This window comes from Bdellovibrio sp. HAGR004, assembly GCF_055397015.1.
In genome coordinates this window covers 2,718,853-2,732,460 of the sequence record NZ_AP029176.1, presented here as the reverse complement: position 1 = coordinate 2,732,460, position 13,608 = coordinate 2,718,853, and the positions used below count along the sequence as shown (strand labels likewise).

General features: G+C 51.2%; 13 protein-coding genes. 8 read left to right on the top strand and 5 right to left on the bottom strand.

Annotated elements, in window-relative coordinates; all coding sequences use genetic code 11:
- Positions 1 to 16: 16 nt before the first annotated feature.
- On the top strand, positions 17 to 2,038 hold the full coding sequence (locus tag ACZ5ZV_RS13675) for an ATP-dependent helicase (protein ID WP_464117638.1): 2,022 nt from the start codon (positions 17 to 19) through the stop codon (positions 2,036 to 2,038).
- 203 nt (positions 2,039 to 2,241) lie between these two features.
- A complete protein-coding gene (locus tag ACZ5ZV_RS13670) occupies positions 2,242 to 3,651 on the top strand; it encodes a hypothetical protein (protein WP_464117636.1) in 1,410 nt (469 codons plus the stop codon).
- On the opposite strand, the gene ACZ5ZV_RS13665 is transcribed toward ACZ5ZV_RS13670, so the two are convergent.
- Entirely contained in the window at positions 3,637 to 4,299 is a 663-nt protein-coding gene (locus ACZ5ZV_RS13665) for an RluA family pseudouridine synthase (RefSeq protein WP_464117635.1), read from the bottom strand. The genes ACZ5ZV_RS13670 and ACZ5ZV_RS13665 overlap by 15 nt on opposite strands.
- Positions 4,300 to 4,430: 131 nt before the next feature.
- On the opposite strand from ACZ5ZV_RS13665, the gene ACZ5ZV_RS13660 reads away from it, so the two are divergent.
- The 4 genes from ACZ5ZV_RS13660 to ACZ5ZV_RS13645 all read left to right on the top strand — a co-directional run bounded on the left by ACZ5ZV_RS13660 (position 4,431) and on the right by ACZ5ZV_RS13645 (position 6,599).
- Positions 4,431 to 4,685: a hypothetical protein gene (locus ACZ5ZV_RS13660; RefSeq protein WP_464117634.1), complete on the top strand. Its 255-nt coding sequence runs from the start codon at positions 4,431 to 4,433 to the stop codon at positions 4,683 to 4,685.
- An 84-nt stretch (positions 4,686 to 4,769) separates the two neighbouring features.
- Positions 4,770 to 5,699, top strand: a complete 930-nt coding sequence (locus ACZ5ZV_RS13655) for a ParA family protein (protein ID WP_464117633.1) — start codon at positions 4,770 to 4,772, stop codon at positions 5,697 to 5,699.
- Between the two features lie 11 nt (positions 5,700 to 5,710).
- Complete coding sequence (locus ACZ5ZV_RS13650) at positions 5,711 to 6,262, top strand: hypothetical protein (RefSeq protein WP_464117632.1); 552 nt, start codon at positions 5,711 to 5,713, stop codon at positions 6,260 to 6,262.
- A 4-nt stretch (positions 6,263 to 6,266) separates the two neighbouring features.
- Entirely contained in the window at positions 6,267 to 6,599 is a 333-nt protein-coding gene (locus ACZ5ZV_RS13645; protein ID WP_464117630.1) for a BolA family protein, read from the top strand.
- Here ACZ5ZV_RS13645 and ACZ5ZV_RS13640 read toward each other — a convergent pair.
- The 3 genes from ACZ5ZV_RS13640 to ACZ5ZV_RS13630 form a co-directional block, all read right to left on the bottom strand.
- Complete coding sequence (locus ACZ5ZV_RS13640) at positions 6,596 to 6,754, bottom strand: hypothetical protein (RefSeq protein WP_464117628.1); 159 nt, start codon at positions 6,752 to 6,754, stop codon at positions 6,596 to 6,598. The two genes, ACZ5ZV_RS13645 and ACZ5ZV_RS13640, sit on opposite strands and share 4 nt — an antisense overlap.
- Before the next feature lie 38 nt (positions 6,755 to 6,792).
- The gene (locus ACZ5ZV_RS13635) at positions 6,793 to 7,254 is read right to left on the bottom strand and encodes a hypothetical protein (RefSeq protein ID WP_464117627.1); all 462 of its coding nucleotides are present in this window, start codon (positions 7,252 to 7,254) and stop codon (positions 6,793 to 6,795) included.
- 107 nt (positions 7,255 to 7,361) lie between these two features.
- Positions 7,362 to 7,589: a hypothetical protein gene (locus tag ACZ5ZV_RS13630; RefSeq protein WP_464117626.1), complete on the bottom strand. Its 228-nt coding sequence runs from the start codon at positions 7,587 to 7,589 to the stop codon at positions 7,362 to 7,364.
- Between the two features lie 238 nt (positions 7,590 to 7,827).
- Between ACZ5ZV_RS13630 and ettA the strand changes: the two genes are divergently transcribed.
- The gene (gene ettA / locus ACZ5ZV_RS13625; RefSeq protein ID WP_464117625.1) at positions 7,828 to 9,498 is read left to right on the top strand and encodes an energy-dependent translational throttle protein EttA; all 1,671 of its coding nucleotides are present in this window, start codon (positions 7,828 to 7,830) and stop codon (positions 9,496 to 9,498) included.
- 6 nt (positions 9,499 to 9,504) lie between these two features.
- Positions 9,505 to 10,353 carry a DUF4010 domain-containing protein gene (locus ACZ5ZV_RS13620; RefSeq protein WP_464117624.1) on the top strand — a complete coding sequence of 283 codons (849 nt, stop codon included), beginning with the start codon at positions 9,505 to 9,507 and terminating at the stop codon, positions 10,351 to 10,353.
- Between the two features lie 10 nt (positions 10,354 to 10,363).
- Here ACZ5ZV_RS13620 and ACZ5ZV_RS13615 read toward each other — a convergent pair whose 3' ends face one another.
- On the bottom strand, positions 10,364 to 13,591 hold the full coding sequence (locus ACZ5ZV_RS13615; protein WP_464117623.1) for a beta strand repeat-containing protein: 3,228 nt from the start codon (positions 13,589 to 13,591) through the stop codon (positions 10,364 to 10,366).
- Positions 13,592 to 13,608: the final 17 nt, after the last annotated feature.

Sequence of the window (13,608 nt, the reverse complement as noted above, 5' to 3'; positions counted from 1 at the left end):
GAAAGAATAAAAATTAATGGATTGGTTTAAGGGGCTCAACCCCGAACAACAAAAGGCCGTGAAGCACAACTTCGGGCCTTTGTTAATTTTGGCGGGGGCCGGTTCAGGCAAGACAACAGTTCTGGTTTCCAGAACCGGGCGACTGATTTCCGAGCGTGTGGCACAGGCTCAGGAAATCTGCGTGCTGACTTTTACCAACAAAGCCGCGCGCGAGCTGAAGCATCGCGTGGGGGCCAAACTGGGCAGCTCCGGCACGGGTATGTGGGCCGGTACTTTTCACTCCTTCGGATTGCAGATTCTGCGTCGGTTCCACAAGCATGCGGGACTTTCTCCGTATTTTGGCATTGTCGATCAAAGCGATTGCAATTCCATTGTTAAAGACCTGATCAAAGACATCAAAAATTCCGGCAAAGATAAGTTTGATGCCGACAAGATCTTGAACATGATCAATGATCGTCGTACGGGCATGGCCCCGCAGACGGAAGCTTTTGATGAATACCATGAGATGGTCGAAGTGCTGACGCCGAAGTTCACCAAGCGCCTGGAACATCTGGGTGTGGTGGATTTTGAGGGCCTTCTGATCAAGCCCATCACCTTGTTTAAAGAAAACCCCGACATTCTGGAGAAAGTGCAGGGGATGTTCACGCAGGTCATGGTTGATGAGTTTCAGGACACCAACCGCCTGCAGATGGATTTGATTGCTCAGATTGTAAAAAGCCACAACAACATTGCTGTGGTGGGTGACGATGATCAGTCCATTTACGGCTGGCGTGGGGCGGAGGTGAAGAATATTCTGAACTTCCCGCAGGAATTCACGCCCTGTGAAGTGATCAAGCTTGAACGCAACTATCGTTCTTCTGCAGAAATTCTGGCCGTGGCTAACGCCGCAATTTCCAAAAACAAGAATCGTCACGGAAAAATCCTGCGTCCGCAGGTCGCAGAAGACACTGGTCAGAAGCCAGAGCTGTTTATTCTGGAGCGGGAAGAAGACGAGTGTGAGTTCGTCGTCAGTGAAATTTTGAATTTCCAAAGGCAGGGCCATACCTACAAGGACATGGCCGTGCTTTATCGTTCCAACACGCAAGGGGGGCTGATTGAATCCTCATTGCGCCGGGCGAACATTCCTTACCATATTTCGGGCGGAACTTCGATCTTTGATCGTCGTGAGATCAAGGATCTGATGGCTTACCTGAAGCAGGCCCTGGCTCCGAATGAAGTGTCTCTTCGTCGTATCATCAATGTCCCTTCACGCGGAATCGGTGACACCACGATTGAAAAGCTCGGTGAGTTTGCTTTGAAAAAACGCATCAATTTCGTTGATGCGTGCCGTTTCTGGCAAGAAGCAGGCGTGCAGGACAAAGCCGGTGCTGCGATTGAAGACCTGATGTTGTTCATTGAAAATCTTCCCAAGAATATTTTGGATTTCCAGGTGGGGTCTTCGCCGGGGGCCAAGATGGTGCAGATCTTCCAGGATATCGGTTATCGCGAGTACGTTTATGGGACCGCGGCGGATCCGACCAGTGCCGAAAAAAAATGGATGGTGGTCGAAATTTTAGGCCGTATTCTGGATTCTTATCTGGGTCGTCGTTCTTATGATGTGGAATGCATCAAGTCCTTTGTGGACTCAATGCTTCTGCGTGATGATCTGTCCGAAGAAGAGCTGGAAAATAAAGTTCAACTGATGACCTTGCATGCCTCGAAGGGACTGGAGTTCCCGGTGGTGATTCTGGCTGGCCTGGAAGAAGACCTTCTGCCGCATAAAAATCTGGGATCGGACATCGATGAAGAGCGCCGGCTGTTCTATGTCGGTGTGACTCGCGCCAAGAAACGTCTGGTGATGTCCCGCTGTCAGCAGCGCAAGCGCAATGGGGTTGTAAAACCTGTGGCGCCGTCGCGATTCCTGTTAGAGCTTCCCAAAGAGCTTTACACCGAGTTCCCCATGGGGGCGCGCCCTGTGGTCGGGCAAGAACGCGAAGATCTTGTGGCAAGTTTCCTGTCCAAACTTGATAGCAAGCTTGGAAGTAACACCAAAAAATAAATCACCGTTCGCAAGCGCCGTTGAAACAACAGGCGCTGCAAACGTCCCGCTGTCAAGGCGTTCAACAAGTCTTCATCAGTAAAACCTCGTTCATTTGATTGCCGTCAGGATTTTGTCTGGCACCGTCTTCGCAGTTTTAAAAGCCCTATGGAGGCGGTAGCAAAGAGTGTCTCATTGTGAGACGCTCTTTCTGGTAAAGCAGTATGAAGATTTGGAATCTGAAAACATTGATGGCGACGATGTTATTAAGTCAAACCGTGAGTGCAGCGATGCCCCAGCTGAACTTACCGGAAACAGGCTGGCATGAAATCCCCCCGGTCTTTCAGCCTTATCTGACCAGCAAAGCTTCTCATCTGGAATACAATGCCGAATCTAAATTTCTGCGCCAGTTTCGGGTCAACCGCCTGATGGCCCGGGACAGTCATGTGGTGAATATAGATTGGAATAAAATTTCTGTCAGAGCCGATGCTCCTTGGGAAATAAGGCAATGTTGGGGCATTTTCGTCAGTGGAGGAGCTTGCGGCAAGAAGGTCGTTTCGCCGCTACCGACACACTATTCCGGCGAAGGGGAACTGGATTTGTTAAAATATGCCCGCCACGTGGCCTATCACAATGGTCTGGCGGTTTCCCGCGATGTCTTTGTAAATCTGATTCGTGACAAGGATGCGTCCAAGGGCGAGATGCGTAAGCGTATTATCGAAACCACTCGCGACATTCATAGAACATATCCTGATTCTTTGGCCACCATCCCCCAAGATCAACGCCAAGACATTGGGGTGTATCTGGTGTTGGGCATTGGTGGGGAAAAAAGCAAGAACGCCGCTTTGATCCAAAGGGCCGCCGAAGAACTGCGGCGGATGGGATTTGCATCTGAAATGCTGAGGGTCGATGCTGAGCTTGGCAGTGATTACAATGCCGTGATGCTAAAGCGGATGCTGGCGCAGCGCTTGCCAAGGCTGAAGAAAGTTGTGTTGGTGGCCGCCAGTAAAGGTGTCGCTGATTTTATCACCTTCTTCCTGAATCACGGTGAATCCCTGCCGTTGCAAGAACGTGAAAAAGTGAAGCTGATGGTGTCCCTGGCTGGAGTGATTCGTCCGTCGTTTGTTGCGAACTATGTGATGGAAAGCAAAGGTCTGATTCCACGGTTCGTAAAAACCACACTGACGGTGACGGGGCGATCCGAGACCAAAGAGGGTATTTCCTCATTGGCTGAGGACCCTTGGCAAGGTCATGATCCCAAGACTGTTCAACGCCTTTTTCCGAATATGAAGTGGCTTAGCATGCCCGCCGTGCCCGAAGGCTTGGATGGGGTGACTCATCGCAGTTTGTGGGAAGGCTTTTTAAAAACCCCCAGTTACAGATTTGCGGAGGAAGCCTCGCCGATGGACGGACTGGTGGAGTCGGCGGCTTCGGTGTTGCCACCGGACACAGGCTTGCAAGAGCTGATCGTGCCGATTTATGGGCCGCATGCCATGGCTCTGGGGTATTACACGTCGAATTTGAAAGTGGCGCCCGTTGCCCATCGCAATACAGTGGATAAGGTGGTGCCAGAGGCGGGCGCTGAAATGCTCAGTGCGATCTTCAGGGCCCTGCCGACATCACTGGTGGACTAGTCTCAAGAACTCTTCCGGCAAAGGGGCTTCAAAAGTTAAGGTGGCCCCCTCAAAAGTGATCACTAATTTTGCGGCATGCAGGAACATGCGAGAGGTCTGATAGATTCCCGCCATGCGTTCATTGTACTTTGGATCCCCATATCGGGAGTCACCAAGAATAGCGTGTTTGGCCAAGGCCGAGTGCTTGCGAATCTGGTGCTGGCGTCCGGTTAGCAGGCGAACTTCCGCCAGTGAAAAGTACTTATTGGCTTGGGTGATGCGATACCGGGTTTGTGCGGGAACACGATCCTTGCTCATACCCTGGGGGTTCTTTCGCCCTTCGGCTTTGTCACTTAAAGGCTGATTCCATTCCAGCCAGTCGGAGCTGAAGGGCAGACTTCCGCGCAAAACAGCGTAATAAGTTTTCTCAGTCAGATGGTTCTGAAACTGCTCGGCCATTTTTCCGGCGGTGGTGGTGTCTTTGGCGACCAAGAGGACGCCGCTGGTTTCTTTGTCCAGGCGATGAACCAGGTGCAATTTGTCCAAGGGGACACCGAGCTGGCGATGCAGAAGGTGCAAAACATCATTGGCTTCGTTGTGAACAGAGACGCCGGCGGGTTTATCAATTGCAATCCATTTCGGACTTTGTGCCAAAATCGGCAGATTCACGGGAGCTCCTTCAGGAGGTATTTGTGTCTTGGGGAGCCAGTCTAGCCCGGGGGGTGATTGTTGGCAATATGGGGCAGCAAGGTGGTGCAGGGACTGGCGGCTTTGGCAAAATGAGAGGGGTGAGGTGATCTATGAACCCCAGTATTGATGAATTTCTAGAGTTTTTAGACAAGGAAGATGACACGGATTATGGGGACTTTAAGCGCGAGGTGGATCTGCACTTGGTCCATATGGCCGAGTCCCTGCGTCCTCTAAGTGCCGAGCAACGCTTGCAAATTCAGCGAATGCGAGAGCAATTACTTTGGTCCTACAAATTTGATATCGAAGAAATGCGCTCTCTTCTTCGCTACGAAGCCCAGCATTTGGAGGGCGCTCCCGAACCCTGATAACGAGAAGGGTCAGGTTGGTGCGCTGCGTGTTTTCAAGGCAAAAACTCGCTTGTACGCTTGAGGGACTGATGGAGGTCTTTCATGTCCACTTTGGCGCAACAAGAGTTTTGCATCACTCTCAGCGATTTAGCCTCCTTCATGGAGCTGGCTCCCAATCAAGTGAAGGCCAAGGCTGAAGTGGTTCTGCAAAAGAAATTGAAATCCCCATGGCTTCTTCCGGAAGAGGTCCGCACTCTGCTGTTGGCGGAGGGTTATAAATATCCTCAGAAGGTGATTTCCATCCAGATGCTGAAGGGTGGGGTGGCCAAGACCACGTCAGTTCTGAACATGGGTTTGCGTGCGGCTATGTACGGCGCACGTGTGTTGTTCATTGATCTGGATCAGCAGGCAAACCTGAGTTTCGCCCTGGGAGTTGAGGACGAAAGTCTTCCGGTGTGGGTGGATGTGGTCGAAAAGAAAAAGAACATCGAAGAGTGTGTTCGCTTTGTTGAGCCGCACGTCGACCTGATTCCGTCCAGTTTGAATAACTCAGTGCTGGATCGTGTCCTTTTGAACTCCAATCGCAACTGGGCTCAGGCTGTGAAGGCCCCGTTAGAAAAAATCAGACACCGCTACGATTTGATTTTGATTGATACCGCCCCCGCACTGAGCGCCACCAATACCGCTGTGACCGTGGCTTCGGACGAGGTCATTTTGCCGGTGAACCCGGATAAGTTTGCGTTTTTGGGGTTGCAAAAGAACTTAAGCGAGCTTGAGGATATTAAGGCGGACTTCGGTCTTGGGTTTAAAAAGAAAGTTCTCTTTACCAAGTTTGACGGTCGTGAGAACTTCAGTCATGAGCTTTTACAAAAGTGCATTGAGTCTTTTGAAGATTCTCTGATGAAGGGGTATATTCGAACTTCTTCCGAGGTGAAAAACACCGTGCGTTCTGGAAAAAGTCTTTTTGCCGGAAAATCTCCGGTAAAATCCGATTATGATTTTGTGACCCGCGAAATGCTGGGATTTGTTTAAAAGGAAGTGTCATGCCAGAGATCAAAGATTACGACGGAAAAAAGAAGCACCAACATTCCAAAAAACGTCGCCCTCATCATGAGGCGCAGACGCAAGAGATCATGGCTGATGCCGAGGAAATTCAAGCCGAAGCTGCTGTGACGATGGAGGAAGCTCAGGAAATCAACACGGAAGCTCAGAACGAAGGCGTCAAGGCACAAGAGACTGTTCTGGAAGCCAAGGACATGATTTCTGAAGGAGCGCCGGTCTTTGCGGAAGAAACTCCGGAATATACAAAATCGGAAGAACCGCAGAAGATTCATCTGGATTTCTACGGCAGTGAGATGATCCGTCAGAAGGCTCCCAAAGTCATGGAATTGGCGGACTCTGTGGCCGATGGGTGGGTGAAAGACGGGCAGTTTGAAGGTCTGCCGGTGGGAAATCCTCTGGCGCAGGTCGCGGCAGCAAAAGCTTTGCGCAAAGCCAAGGACGTGGAAAAGAAGTTGGAAGAAAAAGGTGTCTTTGCCATGGCTAAAATGGGCATTGATCTGATCAAGTCCAAAATCGACAAAAGAAATCACTAGGTCCATGTCATCTCGAGAACAAAGAATTCGTGATATTTTAAGTCAATCCCTGGCTCCGCTGGAGCTGGGGGTGGAAAACGAAAGTCACATGCACTCAGTCCCACCCAACAGTGAGACTCACTTTAAGGTTTTGGTGGTTTCGGAGGTCTTCGAAGGCAAATCCCGCATCGACCGTCAAAGGCTGGTGAATGAACTTTTAAAGTCTGAACTTCAGACAGGTCTGCATGCGCTGACTCAAAAAGCCCTGACTCCGAAAGAATGGGAAGCTCAAAAAGACACCTTGAACTTCGTCAGTCCCGAATGCCTGGGGGGCAGCAAGCACGACAAGAGATCTTAAGCCCGGGGTTTTGGCTGGGTCTTGGGGCTGTCTGAAGCTCTGGGGTGCGCCATCCGGGCTCGGTTGTCGCCGCCTTCGGCGGTTCGCGCCGTCGTGGCGCCGGCAAAGGCCCCTGCCGCTTCAAACATCCCCAAGCCCCAGTCAAAACTTGCCAAGCATGACGATGTGCCGGCCTCAGGTTGAAATCTTCGATTTATTTGATCAGATTTAGTTTCACGACCTTCTTTTTGTTGGATTGGGGGAAGTTGATTTTTGCTGACGCGCGAACGGCTTTGATGAAGCCGGGATTGTGTTTAGTGCTGCATCTGGAGATGTCGAGAGTGATTTCTGAAAATGACATATAGTCCGGAGCTTCTTTGGCGCTCACGACCTTGGCGCAAGTCAGAGCGTTGATATTTACTTTAACGTGGTTGCCGCCGCAGCCGACATTTGTTGGCACTTTATATTCAGCTGTCCACTGCTGCAAAGCCGGTCCTTGAGGCAAACCGTAGCATCCGATAATAGGAGCGCGCTCGATAAAGAACGCATCAGGTTCAGTGCCTTCTGATTGGATATCTTGTACTACGAGTGCTACGCGGGTGTTGGCATCAACCGTTGCGTGAGATGTTGAGCTGATCAAGGAAAGAACAAAAAGAACTGCTGGTACAAAACGCATACAAATCCCTTCTTATGAAATTTGCGCTAGTATTGACCAACTCGAAGAGGAGAGGCGCTAAATAATATAGAGTTTGCATGAAAACAAGGTTCAAAAAAGGAGGCGAGTTACTCGTCGAACTGATTCAGTTTGGATTTAAGCTCACCCAACAGGCGTTTGACTTCCTGCAGCTGTTCTTCGTCCGGAGAGACTTTGTTGGCAGCCTCTTCGGTCAGGGTTTCCCAGGCATTGAGGGCGTGTTTCAGCTCTGAGTTCAGATTTCCGAACAGGGACTTTTTGGACGACGTCTCACGCTTCTCCGGTTTCTCCGGTGAATTCGGCGTGTCAGTATTCAAATTTTGCTGCCGTTCTAGGTTGCTGCCACTCATTAAATGCTAGTTTCTATCCGTTATTTTAAGCTGTTCGCTCACTTTTTAAACCGGAAATCCGATTTTTCTATCTGAAAGCGCGTCCTGCACTGGGGCCGATAGTCTGATAAATGGAACTCCATTTGACAAGCGTTTTTGGGCTGGTAGATTACTTCGCGTATATTAATACCATTGCCGAAAACGGTCTTTTTAGGAGTGTGACATCATGTCTCAAGAGATTATCTACACAATGAAGGGCGTAAGTAAAGTATATCCTCCACAAAGATATGTGTTGAAGGATATTTATCTTTCTTACTTCTATGGCGCTAAGATCGGCGTTTTGGGTCTGAACGGTTCTGGTAAATCCACTTTGCTTAGAATTATGGCAGGTGTGGACAAGGACTTCCTGGGTGAAGCGTTTCCTTCCAAAACAATGAAAGTCGGTTACTTCGAGCAAGAACCGCAATTGGATGAAACCCTGACTGTGAAAGAAAACATCTTCGCAGGCATGGGCGAACTTCCGAAAGTGATGAAAGAATACAACGCGATCAACGACAAGTTCTCTGACCCGGATCTGGATCCGGATGAAATGAACAAACTGATCGAAAAACAGGGTGTGCTTCAGGAAAAACTGGAGGCTTTGGGGGCTTGGGACGTCGATCAAAAGATCGAAATCGTCATGGACGCTCTTCGCTGTCCAGACGGGGATTCCCCGGTGACAAACCTTTCCGGGGGGGAAAAGCGCCGTGTGGCTTTGGCCCGCTTGATCATGTCTGAACCAGATATCCTGCTTTTGGACGAACCGACGAATCACCTGGATGCGGAATCCGTGGCTTGGCTTGAACAATATCTGTCCAAGTTCCCGGGAACTGTCATCGCGGTGACGCATGATCGTTACTTCCTGGATAACGTGGCTGGCTGGATCCTTGAATTGGATCGTGGTGAAGGCATCCCTTGGAAAGGAAACTACACAAGCTGGCTTGAGCAAAAAGACAAACGCCAGGCGAACGAAGCCAAAGATCAGGCTCGCAAGGCGCGCACTTTGGAGCGCGAGTTGGACTGGATCCGTCAGGGGGCGAAGGCTCGTCAGGCGAAATCCAAGGCACGTATTTCCAACTATGAAAACCTGTTGAAAGAAGCTTCTCCTGAGAAGATCCAGGAGATGTCTATCTACATCCCACCAGGACCTCGTTTGGGTGATATCGTTGTCGAAGCAAAAAACATCACCAAGGCGTACAACCACAAAGTTCTTCTGGATGATGTCAGCTTCACGATTCCTAAAGGGGCTATCGTGGGTGTGATCGGGCCGAATGGGGTGGGTAAATCCACGTTGTTCCGTATGATCACGGGCAAAGAACAGCCTGATGGGGGCACTTTCAAAGTCGGTGACACGGTTAAGATCGCTTACGTTGATCAAACTCGTGAAACTCTGGATCCTAATAAAACGATCTATGAAGAGCTTTCCGGTGGGGCCGACGTGATCCAGTTGGGCACGCGTGAAATCAATGCTCGTCAGTATGTGTCCTGGTTCAACTTCTCGGGTTCTGACCAGCAGAAAAAAGTTGGTCAGTTGTCCGGGGGTGAAAGAAACCGCGTGAATATGGCTAAGATTCTGAAACAAGGCGCGAACTTGTTGCTTCTGGATGAGCCGACGAATGACCTGGACGTAAACACCATGCGTGCACTGGAAGAAGCGCTGCTTGAGTTCGGTGGATCTGCCGTGGTGATTTCGCACGATCGTTGGTTCCTGGATCGCGTCTGTACGCACATCATGGCTTTTGAAGGGGATTCAAAAATTGAGTTCTACCCAGGCAACTTCACCGAATACGAAGAAGATCGCAAACGCCGTTTGGGCGAAAATGCCGGTCCAAAACGTGTTCGCTTCAAAATGGTGTAAGGCCTGATGAAAAATCAGTGGGTGAGAGCAGGGTTATTCCTGCTCTTTCTTTTTGTTGCTTCCAAACTTGTGCCACCGGATCCGGTGGACCCTTGGGGACTCTTCCGTCCACAGAAGATTCTTTTTATGTTCTTTGCCCTTTCGGCCTTGCCGGTTGCAGGTGAGGTGCTGACTTTGTGGGTGGGACCTAGAGCGGGAATCATCATGACCGGATTTTTAGGCGGTATACTTTCCAGTACGGCCACTACGGTGAATTTGGCGAAGGAAAGTCACGAAGCCAACGGGTCTCAAACATTGCGGATGGCGGCCTTGCAAAGTGCTATTCTGGCCATGTTGATTCAAGCGGGGGTGTTGATCAGTGCCGGGGGCCTGGAGGCCTTCGAGCTGGTAGGACTTCACTTCGCCATCTTGGGTTTGATCACGGTAATGTTGATTGCGCTGTTGTGGAGACGCAAATCGCGTCAGCCTCATCCTGCAATGGCTGGGACCGAGGACATTTTGGATGTAAAATCCTCGCTAAAACTCACAGTTTTCATCGTGCTGATTCTGGCGGCCTCCAAAATTGTGCAAGAGTGGGCCGGTGGACAGGGATTGATGCTTCTGACGTTTATCATCTCGCTGTTTGAGGTGCACGGTTCATTGATTTCCACGTCCCAGCTTCTGGCCGCGGATAAAATCGACGGAGCCCAATACGAGCGTCTGATCGAGACTTCTTTGCTGGCAAGTTACGTCTCGAAGTTTGCGCTCATAGCGGCGATTTCCAACCCGGGCTTCCGGAAACGAGCCTTGATGACTTTGGCGCCACCGATGTTATTTTTAATTCTGCATCTGCTCGGCTGGATTCATCTTCTGTAGTGTGAGCCTATCACTGTCCCACGCCCATCCATTTGACTGAAAAATTTGAAGTGTTGTGAATTAGGGCTGAGGCATTGCAAGTGGTGCTGTCAAAGGTGCCGAAGACACCTACGTAGACTCTAAAGCTGGTGGGAGTTGCGGCATAGATCGATGTGACCCCGGCTGAAAGCCAATGGCTTCCTCCAGCATTGAGTGTTGGGAAGTAATTAAAGATGGAGCTAAAACCGCAAGCAGTCGTGGAAACATCCTTGTAAGCACCACAGACGGGGACTCCTGGAGGATTTAAAGTATAAAAGACCCAGCCTCCGGTAGGCGACTCGCCGACACAGGCCCGCAGAGAGTTTCCTGAAGTGTCCTTCACGGCACCAAACATTTTTCCCATCACAGTAACGTCACCGCCGGAATCAATCTTCATGCGCTCTTGTCGAACCGTTGCTCCATTGGGTGTGGTTGAAAAACTGATGGCGGTTCCCTGGGCTGCTGCGATGTGATTTTCCGTGGCCTTGAAGCTGATATTCGCCTGTGGAGGCCAAAGGTTCGTTGAGGGAGTCGAGGACTCAGACTTATAGGCGACGCCGGCAACTTCAGTTCCACTGGTTGGGTATGTGGTGGATCTCTGCACGACAAAGGGAGTGTCTCCATCCATCGTCAGATCCGCGTCCGGGGATTTCAAGTGTATGGTGGAAAGAGGGGTGGAGGTGCCAATCCCCACGTTTCCACTACTGGTGATACGCACCTTTTCAGTGTCGGTTCCTGCGGTTGCGGTGAAGAAGCGGATATTGCCATTCACAGCAGTGTTGAAGTCTGTTTCCGCCGAAGACGTAATACGTGCACTGTAAGAGTGAGAGGCTCCGTCATAACCCCGGAAGGCCAGAATCCCGATGGTGTCATTGGCCAGAGCAGGATTGCGAGTCGTGGTGGTGCCACGGGATCGGGCCAGATTGATCTGCGGGATGGCGGTTTCGGAGTTCACGCCCTCCATGAACAGGTCATCTCCGTAATCAGTGCCATCCCCCACAATGTGAATTCTGCGGGTGGGGGAGGTGGTGCCGATGCCAATCAGGCCGTTGCTGTCCAGGCGAAGGCGTTCCGTTCCATTGACACTAAAACCCAACATCCCGGTGCCCGGGAACATTCCAGTGCTACTGTAACCCCCAAAGGAATAGGAAGGATTGGCTGCGGTAAAAGATCCTCCGCCCAAGCGCATGAGAGGGCCAAAAGAACCATTCAAGCTCAATGAAGTGGAGCTCAGATCCATGGCCAGATTTCCGCCGGAAGTGAACTTCATGATTCCGCCGTAATTGGAAATCCCCGTGGAAGGACTGCTTGTAAAAGACAAAGAGGGAGCATTCCATGCACCATCCGAAAGATAAACTTTCCCGGCGCTGGTGATGTTGTAAGTACCCATATTTAGGTGAGTTGTGGCAGTGTGATTCCCCAGATTGTCGCCTACGGATGGAAGCAAGGCTGCGGGAATTTTTCCGGTGCCATCCAGTTCTACTAAGTTACCAGCAGACGTCCCGAAGTTTTTTGTGGCTGCGGTGCCGAGTCCGGATACTTGAGTGTTCGCAATGGCAATATCCGCGCAAGTAAAGGTGTCTGCGATGGCACTCCAATTCAAAGTTTTATTGGCCGTGGAGCAGGAGGCTGGCAGTTGTGTGTTGCCAGTGACGGTGGAGCGCAGCTCACCAAAACCAAGATACTGAACATTCCATTTGCTGGAATCATAAAGCAGCACCTGCCCCAGGGAGGGAGTGGTGCTTGCCACGGGGACCCCTTGAATCTTTTCAACTTTCGAATTACTAAGCCCCGCTGTGGACGTGACATCTCCGGCCAGATTTGGAAGGTCGGTGGCGGTGACATTGGAACCACTGGTGATCAAGCCTTTCGCATTCACGACCACTTTGCTGTAGGTTCCCGCTGTCACACCAGAATCATTGAGCGAAATTACCGGGGCTGTTCCCCCAGAACTTGCCAGGGGAGCAGACGCTGTGACGCCGGTGACGGTGCCCCCGCTGGTGGTGACTGTCGTCCAGGACAACTGGCCCGATCCGTTGGTGGTTAAAAGTTGACCGTTGGTGCCATCTGCAGCGGGAAGTGCGTAACTCGTGTTCTGTGATAACGTCGGCGCTTTCAATTCCACATAGTTGGTGCCTGAATAAACCCGCAGTCCGCTGGATGTCTGAATCAGGCCACTGGTGTTGATGGCGGTGCTTCCGCCGATGGTACCTGAAGTGATCGCACTTCCAGAGACCTTGCCAGCCGTTGTGATAGAGGCAAGCTTGCTGTCAGCAATGGCAGCACCTGCCGCGATGTCAGCGTCTATAATAGTGCCATCAGCGATTTTTGCGGATGTCACAACATCGTTGCTCAAGGTGACCGTTGCGGTCGGGGAGCCACTTGAAGTGACATCGCCAGAAAGACCCGTGAGGGCGCCCGAGGTGCCCTGGTCATCGGCAGGGGCCCACTTGGCCCCATCGTACTTCAGCACTTTGCCGGGACCAATTCCACTCATGTCCACGGCAACACCTTTGATTTTATCGACGCTGGTGGCAGCTTGAGTGCCACTGACGTCTCCGCTCAGGTTTCCTGTGAAGCCGGCGGCGCTGCCAGAAATATTTCCGGTAACATCGGTGCCGCTAACGGCCGGAGTGGTGCATTCAAAGGTCCCAGCAGGAGCGATATGGCGCAGATACTGACCCGCCGAGCAGAAAGGGAGTGATGCTTTAACAATAAAGTCAGCGGCGACATTCGTTCCCAATCGCTGAGCACTTTGGGCTATTTTGGCATGTCCTGCATACGGGACAGAGCGGATTTCGTTATCGGGAGTGATTAGCTTCCACCCTGTGCCGTCGTGAAACTGCACGCGTAAAAGACGTTTGTCATCGGCCACGGGGGTGTAATTACCGCCCCCTTCACAGGGTAATGTGGTGGTGTTGTCAAAGCTGTCGAGCAGCTTAAAGCCCGCTGCAGCAGGGTAGTTTTTTGTGCCCGTGCCGATGGGTACGTCAAAAACCCCGGCAGAGTTTCGCATGTCGATAGCACTGGAAGTTTCCCGGTAAAGGGCGCAGGTCCCCGTCGGATTCATGACGGTGAATTCAAAGCGAACCCCGTTGACTTCCAAGGCATCTCCTTGGGAGTTCTTGATGCGGCCCTGATAGGTCAGGGAGCCTGGGGTGGCCAAGGTAAATAGGGGTGCAAGAAATGCGATGAATGCAAGTACGTTCCGAATTTTCATAATAGACTTATCGGAAG